This window comes from Microbacterium sp. (genome assembly GCF_051953575.1).
Taxonomy (GTDB): domain Bacteria; phylum Actinomycetota; class Actinomycetes; order Actinomycetales; family Microbacteriaceae; genus Microbacterium.
In genome coordinates this window covers 1-15,853 of sequence record NZ_JBQCIP010000045.1, presented here as the reverse complement: position 1 = coordinate 15,853, position 15,853 = coordinate 1, and the positions used below count along the sequence as shown (strand labels likewise).

Genomic DNA, 15,853 nt, shown 5'->3' with positions numbered 1-15,853 from the left:
CCGCATCGGCGCGATCCTGCTGTGCCGCGACGTCACCGAGATCCGCCACCAGGAGCAGGAGCTCATCACCAAGGACGCGACGATCCGCGAGATCCACCACCGCGTCAAGAACAACCTGCAGACGGTCGCGTCGCTGCTGCGCATCCAGGCGCGCCGGTCTCATTCCGACGAGGCCCGCGACGCGCTCACGCAGGCGATGCGGCGCGTCTCGGCGATCGCGGTCGTCCACGACACGCTGTCGGAGGGGCTGGCGCAGAACGTCGACTTCGACGAGGTGTTCGCGCGCGTGCTGAAGCTCGTCGCTGAGGTGGCCGCGGCTCCCAACACCCGCGCGCGCACGCACTCCACGGGGCGCTTCGGCACCCTGCCGAGCGAGTACGCGACGCCGCTCGCGCTCGCCCTCACCGAGCTCGTCACGAACGCGGTCGAGCACGGCCTCGCCGGTCAGGAGGGGGACGTCGAGATCATCGCCGAGCGGACCGACGACCGCCTCGAGGTGCGGGTGCGCGACACCGGCTCGGGACTGCCCGAGGGGCAGGTCGGCCGAGGCCTCGGCACGCAGATCGTGCGCACGCTCATCCAGGGCGAGCTGGGCGGCACGATCGACTGGCACACCATCATGGGCAGCGGCACCGAGGTGACGATCGACATCCCGCTGCGCTACATCGAGCGCAGCAAGGGCTGAGCCGCAGCGACCGCGGTCACGCGGGAACGAAAGAAGACGGAGTGGATGCCGCACGCGGCGGCAACCACTCCGTCTTCTGTGTCAGGTGCTCAGGAGGCGCGGCGCGCGCGAGCGGCGCGGCGCTTGAGCGCGCGGCGCTCGTCCTCGGAGAGGCCGCCCCACACGCCCGAGTCCTGGCCGGTCTCGAGGGCGTACTGAAGGCAGATCTCGGTGACGGTGCAGCGTGCGCACACCGACTTGGCCTTCTCGATCTGATCGACGGCCGGTCCGGTGTTCCCCACGGGGAAGAACAGTTCGGGGTCGACGGTCAGGCAGGCGGCCTTGTCGCGCCAGTCCATGGTGGTGCTCCTTGTAACAGAGGGGTGGGGAAAGAGTGCCGGTTCGGGTCCGATACCCTGTGGGATGTGCGAGGTAACTCGCCCCACGTCGCTGTGGGAGCACACGGCTTCACCAATCGTCCCATAGCGGTTTACCTGAATCAAGGGTTCGTCGGCGCGTTTGTGTAGGACTAGCTGAGTGTTCCCTCTGTCGTGTGGAGGGTTCGCACAAACGCTCGCCGAAGGAAGAGGGAGTCGACGGAGAATGCGGACAAACGTGTCCGGAAGGGTCGCCGCGGTGCTGGTCGGCCTCGAAGGAGTGGGGATCGCCGCGCTGGTGGTCTGGCAGATCGTCGAGGTCCTGCGGGGCGACACGGACTCCCTCGCCAGCGCCCTCGCGCTCATCGTCCTGAGCGTGGTCGGCGCCGCCGCGGTGATCGCCTTCGCGATCGCCGTGTGGCGCGGGCTGTCATGGGGCCGCTCCGGCGGCATCGTGACGCAGTTGCTGATCCTCGCGGTCGCGCTCGGTGCCGTCACCGGTGCCTTCGCCGCTCTCGGCATCGCGCTCGCGCTGGCGGTGCCGGCGATCGTGGTGCTGGTGCTGCTGATTCTCGCCGTTCGAGACGCCGGTCGCGCCGCGCGCCGTGACGGCGAAGGCGGTCCTGACGGGCGGCCGCGCGACGCGGCATCCCGCTAGACCGCCCCGGGGACGACTCAGACGCCCAGCAGCGTCCGCACACGTGCGACGTGACCGGTCGCGCGCACGTTGTACAGGGCGTGGGTCACCCGGCCCTTCGCGTCGATCACGATCGTGGAGCGGATGACGCCGAGGAACGTCTTGCCGTAGTTCATCTTCTCGCCCCACGCGGCGTACTTCTCCAGCACCTTGTGGTCGGGGTCGCTCAGCAGGTCGTAGGTGAGGCCGTCGCGCTCGCGGAAGCGCCGCAGCTTCTCGGGCTCGTCGGGGGAGATGCCGAGCACCGTGTAGCCTGCGGCCTGCAGCGGCGCGAGGCTGTCGCGGAAGTCGCAGGCCTCCTTGGTGCACCCCGGGGTCATGGCAGCCGGGTAGAAGAACAGGATGACCGGTCCGCCGCGCAGGTCCTTCAGCGACACCGGGCGCTCGTCCTGGTCGGGGAGCGTGAAGGCGGGGGCGAGGGAACCGGGTTCGAGGCGCTGCGTGGTCACCGCTCCAGCCTATGCCGACGTCACGAGGCGCCCGGTTCCTGCGCCTTCTTCGCGAACGTCTCCAGCAGACGCTGCAGCGAGTCCAGACGGGCGGCGCCGCCGGGCCCGAGCCGGCCCTCCTCGACGGCTTCGACGATCGCGCAGTCCGGGGCATCGGGCAGGTGCGTGCAGCCGCGGGGGCACTCCTCGGCGATCTCGGCGAGGTCGGTGAAGGCCCGCAGGATGTTGGCGGGGTCGACATGCCCGAGCCCGAACGACCGCACGCCGGGGGTGTCGATCACCCAGCCGTTGCCGCCCTCGCCGCGGTAGCGCAGCGACACCGTCGAGCTGGAGGTGTGGCGCCCGCGCCCGGTGACCTCGTTCACGTGCCCGGTCGCCCGCTTGGCGTCGGGCACGAGGGCGTTGACGAGCGTCGACTTGCCCACTCCCGAATGACCGACGAACACGGTCGAGTGCCCGATGAGCGCCGCGCCGATGCGCTCGAGCGGCATCTCTTCGCGTCCGCTCGTGAACACCTCGAGGTCGAGCCCCTCGAAGTGCGCCAGGAACTCGGCGGGGTCGGCCAGGTCGGTCTTGGTGACGACGAGCAGGGGGCGGATGCCGGCATCCAGGGCGGCGACCAGGTACCGGTCGACGAGCCGCGGACGCGGCTCGGGGTCGGCGGCGGCCACCACGACGAGCATCTGGTCGGCGTTGGCGACGATGACCCGCTCGACCTGGTCGGTGTCGTCGGCGCTGCGCCGCAGCAGCGACGTGCGCGGCTCGATGCCCACGATGCGGGCGAGCGTGCCGTCGTCGCCGGACGCGTCGCCCACGACGCGGGCGCGGTCGCCCGTGACGATCGGCGTCTTGCGCAGCTCGCGGGCGCGGGCGGCGAGGACCGTCCGCTCGGTGGGCAGGTCCTCGTCGACGAGCACCGTGTAGCGGCCGCGGTCGACCCCCAGCACGCGGGCGATCTCGGCGTCGCTGTGCGCGGGGCGTCGCTTGGTGCGGGGCCGGTTGGCCTTGGGATTCGGCCGCACCCTGACGTCCGCCTCGTCGAACTCCGGCTCGTCGTCGTCGAGGTCGTCCAGCCAGCTCACCGTGCCGCCTCACTCATCGCATCGTCTCCGGAACGCTCACCGTGCTGTCGGATGCTGCGTCACGAGGCGCGCATCGTCTCCTCGGAGAGGCCGCCCTCGGCGTGCTCGTCGCCGTCGCCCTCGAGCATGCGCTGCCATATCTGGGGGAACTCGGGCATCGTCTTGGCGGTGGTGCCGATGTCGTCGATCTCGACGCCCGGCACGGCCAGGCCGATCAGGGCGCCCGTGGTGGCCATGCGGTGGTCGTGGTGCGCGTGCCACACGCCGCCGTGCAGCGGCTGCGGGACGATGCGGATGCCGTCGGGAAGCTCGTGCGCCTCGCCGCCGAGGGCGCGCAGCTCGGCGACGAGCGCCGCGATGCGGTCGGTCTCGTGCCCGCGGATGTGACCGATCCCGTGCAGTGTCGAGGGGGACTCCGCGAACGCCGCGAGCGCGAAGATCGTCGGTGCGAGCTCGCCGGCAGCCGACAGGTCGAGGTCGACGCCCTGGATGCCCGCCCCCGCCGTGACCGTGAGCGCTCCGCCGCGGCGCACGACACGCGCACCCATGAGCGACAGGATGTCGGTGAGCATGGCGCCCGGCTGCGTGGAGTGCGCGGGCCAGCCGGTGACCGACACGGACCCGCCGGCGACCATCGCCGCACCGAGGAACGGCGCCGCGTTCGACAGGTCGGGCTCGATGGCCACGTCCTTGCCGCGGATGGTGCTCGCCGGCACGATCCACTCGCCGACGGCCGGGCGCTCGACGTGCACGCCGCGGTGCGCGAGCGACTCGACGGTCATGTCGATGTGGGGGATGCTGGGCAGCCGCTCGCCGGAATGCACGAGGTGGAGCCCGACGTCGAACCGCGGGGCAGCGAGCAGCAGGCCCGACACGAACTGGCTCGACGCGCTGGCGTCGATGGTGACCTCGCCGCCGCGGACGTGGCCGTGCCCGCGCACGATGAAGGGGAGCGCCCAGCGGGCGCCGTCGTCGATGTCGACGCCGACGTCGCGCAGTGCAGTGATCATGGCGCCCATCGGGCGGTGCAGCGCGCTCTCGTGCGCCGTGAGCGTGACGTCGCCGTGCGCGAACCCGCCGAGCGCGGCCACGAAGCGCATGACGGTGCCGGCCTGGCCGCAGTCGACGACGGTGTCGCCGCCGAGCGGCCACACCGGGGTGACCTCGACGTCGTCGCCGTAGAGGCCGTCGCCGGGCACCAGCTCGATGCCGACGCCGAGCGCCCGCAGGGCGTCGATCATGCGCGCGGAGTCGTCGGAGTGCAGCGGCGCGATCAGGCGGCTCGGTCCGTCGGCGAGGGCCGCGAGGATGAGTTCGCGGTTCGTCAGTGATTTGGAGCCGGGCACGGTCACCGTGGCGCGCAGCGCACCCGCCGCGACGGGCGCAGACCAGTGGCCGCGCGCAATCGGCGCGGAGGAAGGGGAATACCCGTCGGCTGTCATCGGGTTCTACCCTACTGAACCGGTGCGACAGCCCCGGGAGAGACCCACGAGCGGAGCCGGATGTTCGCCACACTTGATCGCGTCGAGACCGATGCGCCCTCACTGAGCCTCGGGTCGCGGCATGCTGCCCCCGCAGGCCTGGAGGCGGCCGCCGTAGACTGGCGCGTGATGAGCGATTCGATCGACCAGGCCGCAGAAGCCGCGACGCCCGCGCAGGACGCCAGGGCGCAGTTCGAAGAGCAGGCGCTGCCCTTCATGGACCAGCTCTATGCCGCGGCCATGCGGATGACCCGCAACCCGGCCGATGCCGCCGACCTCGTGCAAGAGACGTTCGTCAAGGCGTTCGCGTCGTGGAAGACCTTCACGCAGGGCACGAACCTCAAGGCATGGCTGTATCGGATCCTGACGAACACCTACATCAACACGTACCGCAAGAAGCAGCGCGAGCCGTATCAGGGCACGATCGACGACCTCGAAGACTGGCAGCTCGGCGGCGCGGAGTCGACCACCGCGACGAGCACCCGCTCTGCCGAGGCGGAGGCGATCGACCACATGCCCGCGTCGGTCGTGAAGGATGCGCTGCAGTCGATCCCCGAGGACTTCCGGCTGGCGGTGTACCTCGCCGACGTCGAGGGATTCGCCTACCAGGAGATCGCCGACATCATGAAGACCCCCATCGGCACGGTCATGAGCCGTCTGCACCGTGGCAGGCGAATGCTTCGTGAACTGCTGGCCGATTACGCAAAGGAGCGCGGCATCCAGAGTGCCGCCGCCACGAGGAGCACGAAATGACCGACTGCGGCTGTGAGAAGGCGCGGCGCGACCTGGAGGAGTACCTGCGCCACGAGGTCTGCAAGACCTCCCAGACCGACATCGCCGAGCACCTGGAGCACTGCGAGGGCTGCCAGGACGAGGCGCTCGTCGCCCGCACGCTGACCGAGGTTCTCGCCCGGGCGTGCAAGGAGAGCGCGCCCGAGGAGCTGCGCGACCAGGTGCTCGCGAAGCTGCGCGAAGCGCAGTCCGTCACCACCTGATCCGCCCGCCAGCGTCACTCGAGCCCGAGGCTCGCGGCGGCCCGCACGATGTCGCGACGGCTCGCGAGGCCCAGTTTGCCCAGCACCGCCGACACGTGGTGGTCCGCGGTCTTCGGTGAGATGTACAGCTCCCTGGCCAGTTCGGCGTTAGTGAGACCGCGCGCGACCAGGCGGGCCACGTCCAGCTGACGATTGGTCAGGCCGGACGGGTTCGCGAGCGTCGCGGTCCGCGGCCGTGCCGGGAGCGACCGGATGCCGCGTTCGGTGAGCATCCGGCGCGCACGGGCGGCGGTCGCCGGCACGTCGAGCGCGTCGAGGCTCGCGAGCCCTGCGGCCGCGGTGGCGGCATCCCTCGCGTGCACCGCCGCGATCGCGGCGTCGAACGGGGCACCCAGCTCGCGCCACGCCCGGTCCGCTGCCGCGTGGGCGCACGACAGCTCGAGCCGGTACGGCTCGGGCAGCCGGTCGTCCGTCGCCGCAGAGGGGCGGCCCAGGCGTGCCAGCCACACCCGCAGGTCGCCCACTGCCCACTGCGTCCCCGGCAGCGAAGCGGCCGTCTCAAGAGCGGCGTCGGCATCGTCGAGAGCCGCGTCGGCGTCGCCCGTCAGCCACGCCCGTTCGGCGCGCACGCTCAGCACGGCGAGCGTCACGAGAGACTCGTCGAGCCGGTCCGCGAGCTCGGCTGCGGCACGCACGTGCGCGTCGGCCGCCGGGCGGTCCTCGCCGCGGCGGAGTTCCAGGAGCGCCGACACGATGTGCGGCCACACGGCCGCCAACGGCGCCCAGCCGCTGTCGAGCACCGACGCCGCGTCCTCGGCCGACGCCGCCCAGCGCCCGCGCAGCAGGTGCAGCCTGGCACGCATCCCGGTCTGCCACTGGCCGCACACCGGGATGTCGCGGTCGATCGTCAGCGGGATCGCCTCGGCGAGCACGGCCTCGGCGTCGGCGAGCCGCCGATGCTCGATGTCGAGCGCCGACAGGTTCGAGTACGCGGTCGTGCCGATCTCGTCGAGGGAACGCTCCAGCGCGGCCGAGGCGTGCTGCCGGAGCAGCGTGCGCGCGCTCGTGTCGCCGTCGACGAGGGATGCCGCGGCCGCCGTGATCGACAGACGCAGGGCGACCGCATCCACCGGGGCGGTGTCGAGCTCGGCTCCGACGATGCTGCGCGCCGTGGCGAGGTCGTGCCGTCGATACGCCAGGTAGGCGCGCGTGGCCTGTGCCGACGCCACGGCCACGGCACCGGCTGCAGGGTCGACGGCGGCCTCTGCATGACGCTCGGCCTCCCGGCGCCGCGCCGAGTAGTACTCGACGACGGCGCGACGGTCGTGGGCGGTGCTGATCCCGTCGTGGTCGCCCAGGAGTTCGCGGATCCGCAGGGCCGCGTCGATGGACGAGAGGGACGCCGGCAGCCGGCTCACCATGTACTGCTCGGTGCTCAGCAGCTCGAGCAGGCGTGCGCGCTCGGCGGTGTCGTCGGCGAGCTGCTCCAGGGCGAGCGTGAGGAACGCGACCGCTTCGGTGTGCGACGCCGTGCGGGTGGCATCGGCGGCGGCGCGGACCGCGTACCGGAGGGTGCGTTCCCGATCGCCCGCGGCGGCCGCGTGGTGGGTGAGCACGGCGTCGTCGGCGCCGCCCACGCGCTCCCAGGCATCCAGCACGCGGCGGTGCAGCAGCGCCTCGACACCGGGCTCGGTACTGGCGACCACGGCGAGGCGGGCCAGTTCGTGGCGGAACGCGATGCCGTGCGATGTGCGCACGAGCAGCCCGGTGGCTTCGAGCCGGCGCAGCGTCGGCACGTCGATGCCGGCGCCTGCGAACGGCAGCAGGCGGTCGTCGAACGCGTCGGGCGCCGTGGCGATGAGCTGGAGCGCCTCGAGCTCGCCGGTGCTGAGACCCGTCGTGCTCGCGATCACCGCGTCGCGCACGGTCGGCGGCAGGTCGTCGCCGGGGCTCCGGGCGATCTCGGCGACGAAGAACGGGTTGCCCCCGGTGAGGGCCCGCACGTGCGCGGCGTCCGCCCCGACGTCGCCCAGCAGGTCCCGCACGGCGTCGACCGAGAGCGGGGGAGTGCCCACTCGCGTGGCCGACTCCATGCGTGCGACGTCGCCGAGCAGCGCCAGCAGCGCGTGCCCGAGCGGCACATCGCGGTGGGCGATCACGAGCACGACGGGCAGCGCCTCGATGCGGCGCACCAGGAACCGCAGCACCTCGACGGATGCGGCGTCGATCCACTGCGCGTCGTCGATCACGAGAACCGTGGGCGCCGCCGACACCTGCGCGGCGAAGCGGGCCTCGGCGCCGAGCAGCGTGTCGCTCTCGAACGGGTCGCCGAGGCCGACCTGGATGTCGCGCACAGGACCCAGCGGCCGGGGCGTCGACAGCGGGTCGCACGCGGCGCGCAGCACGCGCACGCCCTCGGGCACGCCGGTCAGCGCGGCGGCCACGAGGCTGGTCTTGCCCGCCCCGGCGTCGCCGGCCACCGTCACGACCGACCCGGACGCCGATCCGTCGGTCGCTGCGCCCCGCGCGATCGCCCCCGCCAGCGCGTCCAGCTGCGGCGCGCGCTCGAACAGCCCCATGGCGCCATCGTAGGCTTCGGCGCCGCCGCGCGGGCGGTGTCGGGCCGTGGCGTCAGGGGGCTGTCCGAGTCGTCGCGCATCCACCGTGACGGTCAGCGGGGCACGGGTCCGCCGAGCGCGACGTCGGCGTAGGCCCCGGCGCGCATCGCTTCGAGGACGTGGGCGACCGCGCGCAGGCGGGTCATCTCGGCGTGATCGACGGTCCTGCGGTGGCGGGATGCCGTCACGCCGGCGTCGACCGCCGCCGCGAGCCGCCGCATCCCTCGTCGCACGACGGCCGCGAGGGCGCGCAGCGCGGCGCCCTGCTCGGCCATCGCCGCCGGCGTGACGTAGACCGCGGTCATGCTGCCACCTCGGCCGGCGGCATCCCCTCGTCCGCGGTCTGCGGACCGAACTCGGCGACGACCTCCGACACGAGGTCGGCGGGGAAGCCGCCGCGGCGCGCGTGCTCGCGCACCGTCTCGGGCTCGTCGGTGCGGTGGATGCAGTAGAGCTTGTCGCCCGCGACGTACGTCGTCACCCACTCGTAGGGCACACCGAGCGAGTCCACCGCGCGGTTGGAGGTGCGCGCGATCTCGACGAGGTCGTCGTGGCTCATCTGTGAGGCGCCGGGGACGTTGCGTTCGATGATGAAGGTGTTCATGGGTCTTCCGATCTGTGAGTCGCCCGGTGGTCCGGGATGACTCCATCGTCGGGACCGCGCGCGTCGGCGACATCGGGAGAACCTCCCCATGTTCGCCGCGGCGACCTCCCAGACCCGGCGTCAGGCGGGCGTGAAGATCCTGAGCGCCCGGGGCTCCACGTCGACCGTCAGCGGCAGCGCCCCGATCGGATCGCCGTCGGCGTACGCGGTGACGCCGGGGGAGGCGAGCCGCACCGAACGCACGCGCGTGATCGACACTTCGGGCACGCTCGCGTGCGTGCCGCGGTACACCTTCGGCAGCAGTCCCAGCAGGCGCAGGCGGCCCGCGGGGCGCACGAGCACCAGGTCGAGCAGTCCGTCGGCGGGGTCGGCGTCTGGCGCGATCGGGATGCCGCCGCCATAGGTCCGCCCGTTGCCCACGGTCGCCATCACCAGGTCGCCGCGCACCTGTGCGCGCGTACCGTCCGCGCGCTCGTACTCGACGTCGTACGGGATGCCCGCGAGGGTCAGGAACTCGATGAGGATCGCGATGTTGTACCGCGATCCGCCGCGGGGCCAGCGCATCGCATTGGCGCGGTCGTTGACCTTGGAGTCGAAGCCGCTCGCGAGCACCGAGCCGTAGTACTGCGTCGAGCCGTCGGCGCGCGTCACGCGGGCGAGGTCGATGTCGCGCGTGACCCCGGCGGCGATCGTGTCGGCGGCGGCAGCGACGTCGAGCTCGCGGAGTCCCAGCGTCGCCGCGAAGTCGTTGCCGGTGCCGGAGGGCACGATGCCGAGAGGGATGCCGGTCCCCGCGACCTCCTGCAGGGCGAGGTTGACGGTGCCGTCGCCGCCCGCGACGGCCACGGCGTCCACCCCGACCTCCAGCGCCGCGCGCAGCAGCTGCGACGATTCGGCGGCGCTCCCGCCGCTCAGGCTCGCCGTCTGCACGCCAGGGGCGCGCAGACGTTCGGCGGCGTGGGTGGCGGCACCGGTGTGGGCGCCGGCCCGGGCGGCGGGGTTGACCAGCAGTGCGACCCTCATGCCGCCGGCCCGGCGTCCGAGGGGGCCACCAGGGCCCCGGGGTTCATGATGCCGTTCGGGTCGAGCGTCGCCTTCACGGCCTGCAGCACGGCGACCCCGAGGGGGCCGATCTCGGTCGCGAGGTAGGTGCGATGGTCGCGTCCGACGGCATGGTGGTGCGTGATCGTGCCGTGGGCGTCGCCGATCGCCCGGGAGGCGGCGTCCTTCGCCCTCGACCACTGGGTCTGCGGGTCTTCGGTCAGCGCGGCGACCACGGTGAAGTACAGCGATGCGCCGGCCGGGTAGACGTGTGAGATGTGGCACAGCACGATCGGCTTGGTGCCCGCCGCCGCAAGGCTCGCGGTCAGCGCCTCGGTCACGGCGCGCTTGAGCGCGGGCAGGTTCGCCCACGTCGTCGCGGTCTCGAGCGTCTCGGCCAGCACGCCGACGTCCATGAGCGTGTCGCGCAGCGCGGGCGAGGCGAATCGGCCGCGCTCCCACGACCGCGCCGGGTCCTCGCCGCGGGACTTCGCCCCGTGCGCGGCGAAGACGGTGCCGAGCGCGTCGCGTGCCGCGTCGGCCTCGGCGGGTGTCGCGCCCTCGAACGTGGCGACGGCGAGGCAGCCGCGCAGCCGGGTGAGGTGACCGCCCATCGTCGCGTTCACGCGCGTCTCGGTCTCGTCGCTCAGCCGCAGCACGGTCGGGCGCAGACCGCGCTGCGTCGCCTCGCGGAACGCGGCTGCGCCCGAGGTGAAGTCGGGGAACGTCCACGCGCCGTACGAGGTCGCAGCGGGGACGGGACGGATGCGCACCGTGATCTCGGTGAGCACCCCGAACGCGCCCTCCGAGCCGAGGAAGAGCTCCCGCAGGTCGGGTCCGGCGGCGCTCGCCGGAGCCACACCCAGGTCGAGGTCGCCGCGCGGCGTCGCGATCCGCAGGGCATGGACGAGGTCGTCGAAGCGCCCGTAGCCCCGGGAAGCCTGACCGCTCGACCGAGTGGCGGCGTAGCCGCCCAGCGAGGCGTACTCGAAGCTCTGCGGGAAGTGGCCGAGGGTGAAGCCGCGGGCGCCGAGCAGCTCCTCCGCCTGAGGACCCGTGGTCCCCGCGCCGAACGTCGCGAGCAGCGACACGTCATCGAGGGCGAGGAGGGCCGCGGTGCGCGACAGGTCGAGCGCGATGACGGCGCGGTGGCCGCCCCGCTCGGGGTCGACCCCGCCGACGACGGAGGTGCCGCCACCGAACGGCACGACGGCGATGCCGCGCTCGTCGCACAGCCTCAGCACGGCGGACACCTCGTCATGGTCGGCGGCCGAGACGACCGCGTCCGGCGCGGCCTGCGGGTCGTCCAGGCGGCGACGCAGCAGGTCGGGGGTGCTCTTCCCGCCCAGGTGCAGCGCGCGCACGGCGTCGTCGCGGGTCGCGCCCTGCGGCCCTACCAGCGCCGTCAGCGCGTCGAGATCGTCGTCGGGCAACAGCGACGGCGTGAGCGTCGGCCGTTCCCGACGAGGAACGGGATGCGCCTTGCCCGGCAGCAGTGTCGCGACGATCGCGGTCGCGGCTGCGGGAAGGCGGGCCGGTGTCGCGCCCCACGCGTCCCAGTCGCCCCGAGGACGCGGGGCCGGCACGGCGAGCGGTCGCGCGCCAGGGGCAGCGTCGCCGGAGGGAGAGGTGGGCACCGTCGCAACCATGGCGACAGTATGACACATTCTGTATTGTTGTCACATGGCCGATGGAGTCCCCGACACCGAGACCGCGATCCTCGACGCCGCCCTCGCGGAAGTGCTGGATCACGGGATCCGTCGCACGACGGCATCCGACATCGCCCGACGCTGCGGCATCGCCCGTCAGACGCTCTACCGCTACTGGCCCGACGCGGAGGCCGTCTTCGCCGCGCTCGTGACCCGCGAGCTCGTCGCCGCGCTGCCGGCGGAACGTGGCGAGAGCGCGGACCTCGACGACCTCGTGGGACTCCTCGTCGAGACCGCGGTCCGCGTGCGCGACCTGCCGCTGGTCGAGCGTCTGCGCGACACCGACCCCGAACTCTTCGCGCGGTACATCCTCGACCGGCTCGGCACGAGCCAGCGGGCCATCCACGCCGAGACCGCGCGCCGGCTGGCCGCCGGCCAGCGCGCCGGGTTCGTGCGCGAAGGCGACCCGGTGCAGCAGGCCGCGATGGTGCTGCTCATCGCGCAGTCGGCCGTGCAGTCGGCGCCGATCGTCGCGGACTGGCTGCCGGCGGAGGCATGGCGGTCCGAGCTGACCGCGGCACTGCGGGGCTACCTCGCTCCGGCAGGCACCACGACGGGGGGTCGCGCATGAGCACGCGCATCGTCGGACGGACGCCGCGGTCGTCGGCGCTGTCGGCCGCTCGCCGTGCGCGCGAGCTCGACGCGCTGGCGGACGCCGGCGAGATCGACGTCCTCGTCGTCGGGGGCGGCATCACGGGCGTGGGGATCGCGCTGGATGCCGCGTCCCGCGGCCTCTCGACGGTCCTGGTCGAACGGCACGACCTCGCGCACGGCACGAGCCGGTTCAGCTCGAAGCTCGTGCACGGGGGACTGCGCTACCTGGCGTCGGGCCAGATCAGGATCGCGCACGAGAGCGCGGCCGAGCGTCATCTGCTGCTGACGCGGACGGCGCCGCACCTCACGCGGGCGCTGGCGCAGGTCGTGCCGCTGTACGACCCCGGCGCTGTCGCCCAGGGCGCGTACATCGGACTCGGCTACGAGCTCGGCGACGGCCTGCGTCGCGCCGTCCGCACGCCCGGCGCCGTGCTGCCCTCACCGGGCGCGATCGGGCGCGCGGCCACCCTCCGACTCGCACCCGCCGTCCGCGGCGAGGGCCTGCGCGGCGGCGTGCGGGGCTGGGACGGGCAGCTCATCGACGACGCCCGGCTGGTCGTCGCGGTGGCACGCACGGCGGCCGGGTACGGGGCATCCATCCTCACGCGCGTCGAGGCCGTCTCGGTGACCGGCAGCGGCGCCCGCCTGCGCGACCTGGTGACCGGCTCGACCCTCGGTGTGCAGGCGCGAGCCGTCGTGAACGCGACGGGCGTGTGGGCGGGGGACCTCGACCCCGATGTGCGCCTGCGCCCCAGTCGCGGCACGCACCTCGTCGTGTCCACCGAACGGCTCGCCGGCTCGGACGCGTCGCTCACCGTGCCGGTCCCGGGGTCGTCGAGCCGCTTCGTGTTCACCCTGCCGGCGGTGCACGGCCGCACGTACATCGGCCTGACCGACGTCCCTGTCGACGGGCCGGTGCCCGATGTCGCGCACGCGAGCGATGCCGAGGTCGACGAGCTGCTGGGCGTCGTGAACACCGTGCTGGAGTCGCCCCTCACGCACGCCGACGTGCTCGCGACCTACGCGGGGCTGCGGCCGCTGCTCGCCGGCGACGCCGACGACGACACGAGCGACCTGTCGCGCCGCCACGCGATCCTCGAGTCGGGCGCCGGCGTGCTGAGCGTCGTCGGCGGAAAGCTCACCACCTACCGCCGCATGGCCGAGGATGCCGTCGACGCCGTCATCCGCCGCGATCCGGCCTTCCCGTCGCGCCCGTCGCCGACCCGCCGCCTGCCGCTCGTCGGCGCGTGGCCCCGGCCGCGGCTGGGCGAGATCGATGCGACGCCGCGTCTCGTGCGCCGCTACGGCGCCGAGGCGACCTACGTCGCCGGACTGCCCGACGGACCCTGGGCCGCCCAGGGCGTCACCGCGCAGGAGCTCGAGTGGGGCGTTCGCGTCGAGGGAGCCCTCGGCGTCGACGACCTGCTCGACCGCCGCACGCGGCTCGGGCTCGTCCCCGCCGACCGCGGGGCGTCGACGGATGCCGCCACCGCCGCCTTCGCCCGCGCCGGCGTGGACCCGCTCGGCGTGGACCCGCTCGGCGCCTGACCCGGCGGGCGCGCGGGGCCGCCGGGCATCCTCATCGACGTTCCTCAGTCGAGGAGCTCGGTTTGGCAGAAAAGCGCACGCGAACGACCGGCCCAGGCGACGCGGACGTCGGGTGCCGCGGCCACACTGGAACGGTGACCTCGACCCAGCCGCACGGCGGCCTCGGCATCGTGCAGGGCACGGCCCTCTACATCGCCTCGGTGCTCGGCACCGGACTGCTCGTGCTGCCCGGATTGGCCGCCGAGGTGGCCGGGCCGGCGTCCGTCGTCTCGGTGCTCGCCGTGATCGTGCTGGCGGTGCCGCTGGCGGGGACCTTCGCCGCCCTCGCCGCGCGCTACCCCGACCCGGGCGGGGTGGCCAGCTACGTCCGGCGGGCGCTCGGCCCCACTGCCGCCCGCGCGACCGGGTACTGGTTCTACTTCGGCGTGGCGGCCGGATTCCCGGTGCTGGCGATCCTCGGCAGCGAGTACCTCAGCGCGATCCTGCACATCGACCATGCCGCCGTGACGCTGCTCGTCTTCGCGATCCTCGTGCCGCCGTTCGTCGTCAACATGCTCGGCGTGCGCGTGGCGGGCTGGGTCCAGTTCGTGCTCACCGGGCTCCTGGTGGCCATCGTCGTGTTCGTCGTGGCCGCCGCGTTCCCGGCGGTCGAGGCATCCCGGTTCGAACCGTTCCTGCCGCACGGCTGGGCGGGAGTCGGGACCGCGGTCAGCCTGTTCGTGTGGGCGTTCGCCGGTTGGGAGGTGGGCACGCACATCTCGGGGGAGTTCCGCGACCCGCGCCGCGTCATCCCGCTCGCCACGGGCATCTCGCTCGTCGTGACAGGACTCGCCTACCTGCTGCTGCAGATCGTGACCGTCGGCGTGCTCGGCCAGGACGCCGGCGCGGGTGCCGTGCCCCTGCTGGCGCTGGCCGAGGCCGTCGCGCCCGGTTTCGGTCCGACCGCGGTGGGCGCGGTGGCCGCGATCGTCGTCCTCGGGGTCATGAACTCGTACCTGGCGGCGTTCGGCAAGCTCGGCGCCTCGCTCGCAGCCAACGGCGATCTGCCCCGCGTGCTCGCACCGGGCGCCGAGGCCGGCGGGGTGCCGCGGCGCGCGCTGCTCGTGACGCTGGCGATCGCTCTCACCTATTCGACGATCGCGCTGCTGACCGGCGGCGACCTGCAGACCTTCATCCTCATCCACACCAGCAACATGGTGTCGATCTACGCCGCGGGCATGATCGCGGCGACGCTCATCCTGCCCCGCTTCACCGCCGGCTGGTACATGGCCGTGGTCGCCGCCGTGCTGTCGGTGGGACTGCTGTTCCTCGCTGGAGCCAATCTGCTCCCCGCGGCGCTGCTGGCGCTCGCCGCGGTCGCTGTCACCGCGTGGCGGCGGCTCCGGCGCGGGTCACGGCGCTCCGGCGGCGAAGGGCGGAGGGATGCCGCGCCCGCCGAGTCCGCGGTCACGGTGCCGCCCGTGGGCGAGAAGCGTCCGGCGCCGCTCACCGAGACACGGGGCCGCACGTCGGGGTGAAGACGACGGCGGTCCCGGCAGGACGAGATCCGGCCCCGGACCCTCAGCGAAGCTGAGGAACCGGGGCCGGATCAGCGTGCAGGATCAGGAGACGGCGAGTGCCGCCTGCAGGATCGCGGCCTGCTCGGCCGCGTGCACCTTGGGTGAACCCGTCGCGGTGGAGGCCGCGGCGGCGCGCGAGATGTTGCTGATCGTGCGGCCGTGGAGGTGCTTCACGATCTCGAGTGCGATGAACGGCCAGGCGCCCTGGTTCTCGGGCTCATCCTGTACCCACACCAGCTCGGCGTTCGGGTACGAGTCGATGACGGCGTTGAGCTCGTCGATCGGCGCCGGGTAGTACTGCTCCAGGCGCACCAGCGCGACGGCGGGGTTCGGGTTCTTGTCGAGCTCGGCGCGCAGGTCCCAGTGGATCTTGCCGGCGTGCAGCAGCACGCGCTTGACGGCCGACTTGTCGACACCGCGGTTGTCGTCGAGCAC

Annotated in this window: 16 protein-coding genes and 1 pseudogene; 7 read left to right on the top strand and 10 right to left on the bottom strand. The window is 73.2% G+C overall.

Features of this window, described 5'->3' with window-relative positions:
• Positions 1–685, top strand: a 685-nt coding sequence (locus ACTHNQ_RS03275) for a sensor histidine kinase (protein ID WP_440331057.1), incomplete at its 5' end; no start/stop codon positions are given.
• Between the two features lie 89 nt (positions 686–774).
• On the opposite strand, the gene ACTHNQ_RS03270 is transcribed toward ACTHNQ_RS03275, so the two are convergent.
• Entirely contained in the window at positions 775–1,023 is a 249-nt protein-coding gene (locus tag ACTHNQ_RS03270) for a WhiB family transcriptional regulator (protein ID WP_018171995.1), read from the bottom strand.
• A 256-nt stretch (positions 1,024–1,279) separates the two neighbouring features.
• On the opposite strand from ACTHNQ_RS03270, the gene ACTHNQ_RS03265 reads away from it, so the two are divergent.
• Positions 1,280–1,699 carry a histidine kinase gene (locus ACTHNQ_RS03265; RefSeq protein ID WP_440331055.1) on the top strand — a complete coding sequence of 140 codons (420 nt, stop codon included), beginning with the start codon at positions 1,280–1,282 and terminating at the stop codon, positions 1,697–1,699.
• 17 nt (positions 1,700–1,716) lie between these two features.
• Here the strand turns inward: ACTHNQ_RS03265 and bcp are convergent, their stop codons facing one another.
• Genes bcp through aroA form a run of 3 tightly spaced genes read right to left on the bottom strand, consistent with a single transcriptional unit; the run spans position 1,717 to position 4,711 of the window.
• Positions 1,717–2,187: a thioredoxin-dependent thiol peroxidase gene (gene bcp / locus ACTHNQ_RS03260; protein WP_440331054.1), complete on the bottom strand. Its 471-nt coding sequence runs from the start codon at positions 2,185–2,187 to the stop codon at positions 1,717–1,719.
• Between the two features lie 20 nt (positions 2,188–2,207).
• Positions 2,208–3,269: a ribosome small subunit-dependent GTPase A gene (gene rsgA, locus ACTHNQ_RS03255; RefSeq protein WP_440331052.1), complete on the bottom strand. Its 1,062-nt coding sequence runs from the start codon at positions 3,267–3,269 to the stop codon at positions 2,208–2,210.
• A gap of 59 nt (positions 3,270–3,328) precedes the next feature.
• On the bottom strand, positions 3,329–4,711 hold the full coding sequence (gene aroA, locus ACTHNQ_RS03250; protein WP_026305618.1) for a 3-phosphoshikimate 1-carboxyvinyltransferase: 1,383 nt from the start codon (positions 4,709–4,711) through the stop codon (positions 3,329–3,331).
• A gap of 168 nt (positions 4,712–4,879) precedes the next feature.
• On the opposite strand from aroA, the gene ACTHNQ_RS03245 reads away from it, so the two are divergent.
• Both ACTHNQ_RS03245 and ACTHNQ_RS03240 read left to right on the top strand, forming a co-directional pair.
• The gene (locus tag ACTHNQ_RS03245) at positions 4,880–5,503 is read left to right on the top strand and encodes a sigma-70 family RNA polymerase sigma factor (RefSeq protein WP_155911268.1); all 624 of its coding nucleotides are present in this window, start codon (positions 4,880–4,882) and stop codon (positions 5,501–5,503) included.
• The gene (locus ACTHNQ_RS03240) at positions 5,500–5,745 is read left to right on the top strand and encodes an alpha-ketoglutarate decarboxylase (protein WP_440331049.1); all 246 of its coding nucleotides are present in this window, start codon (positions 5,500–5,502) and stop codon (positions 5,743–5,745) included. Before ACTHNQ_RS03245 ends, ACTHNQ_RS03240 begins: the two co-directional genes overlap by 4 nt.
• A 14-nt stretch (positions 5,746–5,759) precedes the next feature.
• Here ACTHNQ_RS03240 and ACTHNQ_RS03235 read toward each other — a convergent pair whose 3' ends face one another.
• From ACTHNQ_RS03235 to ACTHNQ_RS03215, 5 genes are all read right to left on the bottom strand, one after another.
• A complete protein-coding gene (locus ACTHNQ_RS03235; RefSeq protein WP_440331047.1) occupies positions 5,760–8,324 on the bottom strand; it encodes an AAA family ATPase in 2,565 nt (854 codons plus the stop codon).
• A gap of 92 nt (positions 8,325–8,416) precedes the next feature.
• Positions 8,417–8,668 carry a hypothetical protein gene (locus ACTHNQ_RS03230; protein ID WP_440331045.1) on the bottom strand — a complete coding sequence of 84 codons (252 nt, stop codon included), beginning with the start codon at positions 8,666–8,668 and terminating at the stop codon, positions 8,417–8,419.
• A complete protein-coding gene (locus ACTHNQ_RS03225; protein ID WP_440331043.1) occupies positions 8,665–8,967 on the bottom strand; it encodes a DUF4242 domain-containing protein in 303 nt (100 codons plus the stop codon). Before ACTHNQ_RS03225 ends, ACTHNQ_RS03230 begins: the two co-directional genes overlap by 4 nt.
• Before the next feature lie 120 nt (positions 8,968–9,087).
• The gene (locus ACTHNQ_RS03220) at positions 9,088–9,990 is read right to left on the bottom strand and encodes a diacylglycerol kinase (protein WP_440331041.1); all 903 of its coding nucleotides are present in this window, start codon (positions 9,988–9,990) and stop codon (positions 9,088–9,090) included.
• Positions 9,987–11,657: an FAD-binding oxidoreductase gene (locus tag ACTHNQ_RS03215; RefSeq protein WP_440331039.1), complete on the bottom strand. Its 1,671-nt coding sequence runs from the start codon at positions 11,655–11,657 to the stop codon at positions 9,987–9,989. The genes ACTHNQ_RS03220 and ACTHNQ_RS03215 overlap by 4 nt, the downstream gene beginning before the upstream one ends.
• 34 nt (positions 11,658–11,691) lie before the next feature.
• On the opposite strand from ACTHNQ_RS03215, the gene ACTHNQ_RS03210 reads away from it, so the two are divergent.
• From ACTHNQ_RS03210 to ACTHNQ_RS03200, 3 genes are all read left to right on the top strand, one after another.
• The gene (locus ACTHNQ_RS03210; RefSeq protein WP_440331037.1) at positions 11,692–12,288 is read left to right on the top strand and encodes a TetR/AcrR family transcriptional regulator; all 597 of its coding nucleotides are present in this window, start codon (positions 11,692–11,694) and stop codon (positions 12,286–12,288) included.
• Entirely contained in the window at positions 12,285–13,859 is a 1,575-nt protein-coding gene (locus ACTHNQ_RS03205; RefSeq protein WP_440331035.1) for a glycerol-3-phosphate dehydrogenase/oxidase, read from the top strand. Before ACTHNQ_RS03210 ends, ACTHNQ_RS03205 begins: the two co-directional genes overlap by 4 nt.
• A gap of 134 nt (positions 13,860–13,993) precedes the next feature.
• The gene (locus ACTHNQ_RS03200) at positions 13,994–15,376 is read left to right on the top strand and encodes an APC family permease (protein ID WP_440331033.1); all 1,383 of its coding nucleotides are present in this window, start codon (positions 13,994–13,996) and stop codon (positions 15,374–15,376) included.
• An 84-nt stretch (positions 15,377–15,460) separates the two neighbouring features.
• Here ACTHNQ_RS03200 and kgd read toward each other — a convergent pair.
• Positions 15,461–15,853, bottom strand: a pseudogene (kgd, locus tag ACTHNQ_RS03195) (multifunctional oxoglutarate decarboxylase/oxoglutarate dehydrogenase thiamine pyrophosphate-binding subunit/dihydrolipoyllysine-residue succinyltransferase subunit); the annotation flags it as partial.

Coding starts and splice junctions, on each gene's coding strand:
- ACTHNQ_RS03210 (WP_440331037.1), top strand. CDS start 11,692: ATGGCCGATGGAGTCCCCGACACCGAGACCGCGATCCTCGACGCCGCC.
- ACTHNQ_RS03205 (WP_440331035.1), top strand. CDS start 12,285: ATGAGCACGCGCATCGTCGGACGGACGCCGCGGTCGTCGGCGCTGTCG.
- ACTHNQ_RS03230 (WP_440331045.1), bottom strand. CDS start 8,668: ATGACCGCGGTCTACGTCACGCCGGCGGCGATGGCCGAGCAGGGCGCC.
- ACTHNQ_RS03215 (WP_440331039.1), bottom strand. CDS start 11,657: ATGGTTGCGACGGTGCCCACCTCTCCCTCCGGCGACGCTGCCCCTGGC.
- ACTHNQ_RS03235 (WP_440331047.1), bottom strand. CDS start 8,324: ATGGGGCTGTTCGAGCGCGCGCCGCAGCTGGACGCGCTGGCGGGGGCG.
- ACTHNQ_RS03220 (WP_440331041.1), bottom strand. CDS start 9,990: ATGAGGGTCGCACTGCTGGTCAACCCCGCCGCCCGGGCCGGCGCCCAC.
- ACTHNQ_RS03225 (WP_440331043.1), bottom strand. CDS start 8,967: ATGAACACCTTCATCATCGAACGCAACGTCCCCGGCGCCTCACAGATG.
- ACTHNQ_RS03240 (WP_440331049.1), top strand. CDS start 5,500: ATGACCGACTGCGGCTGTGAGAAGGCGCGGCGCGACCTGGAGGAGTAC.
- aroA (WP_026305618.1), bottom strand. CDS start 4,711: ATGACAGCCGACGGGTATTCCCCTTCCTCCGCGCCGATTGCGCGCGGC.
- ACTHNQ_RS03245 (WP_155911268.1), top strand. CDS start 4,880: ATGAGCGATTCGATCGACCAGGCCGCAGAAGCCGCGACGCCCGCGCAG.
- ACTHNQ_RS03270 (WP_018171995.1), bottom strand. CDS start 1,023: ATGGACTGGCGCGACAAGGCCGCCTGCCTGACCGTCGACCCCGAACTG.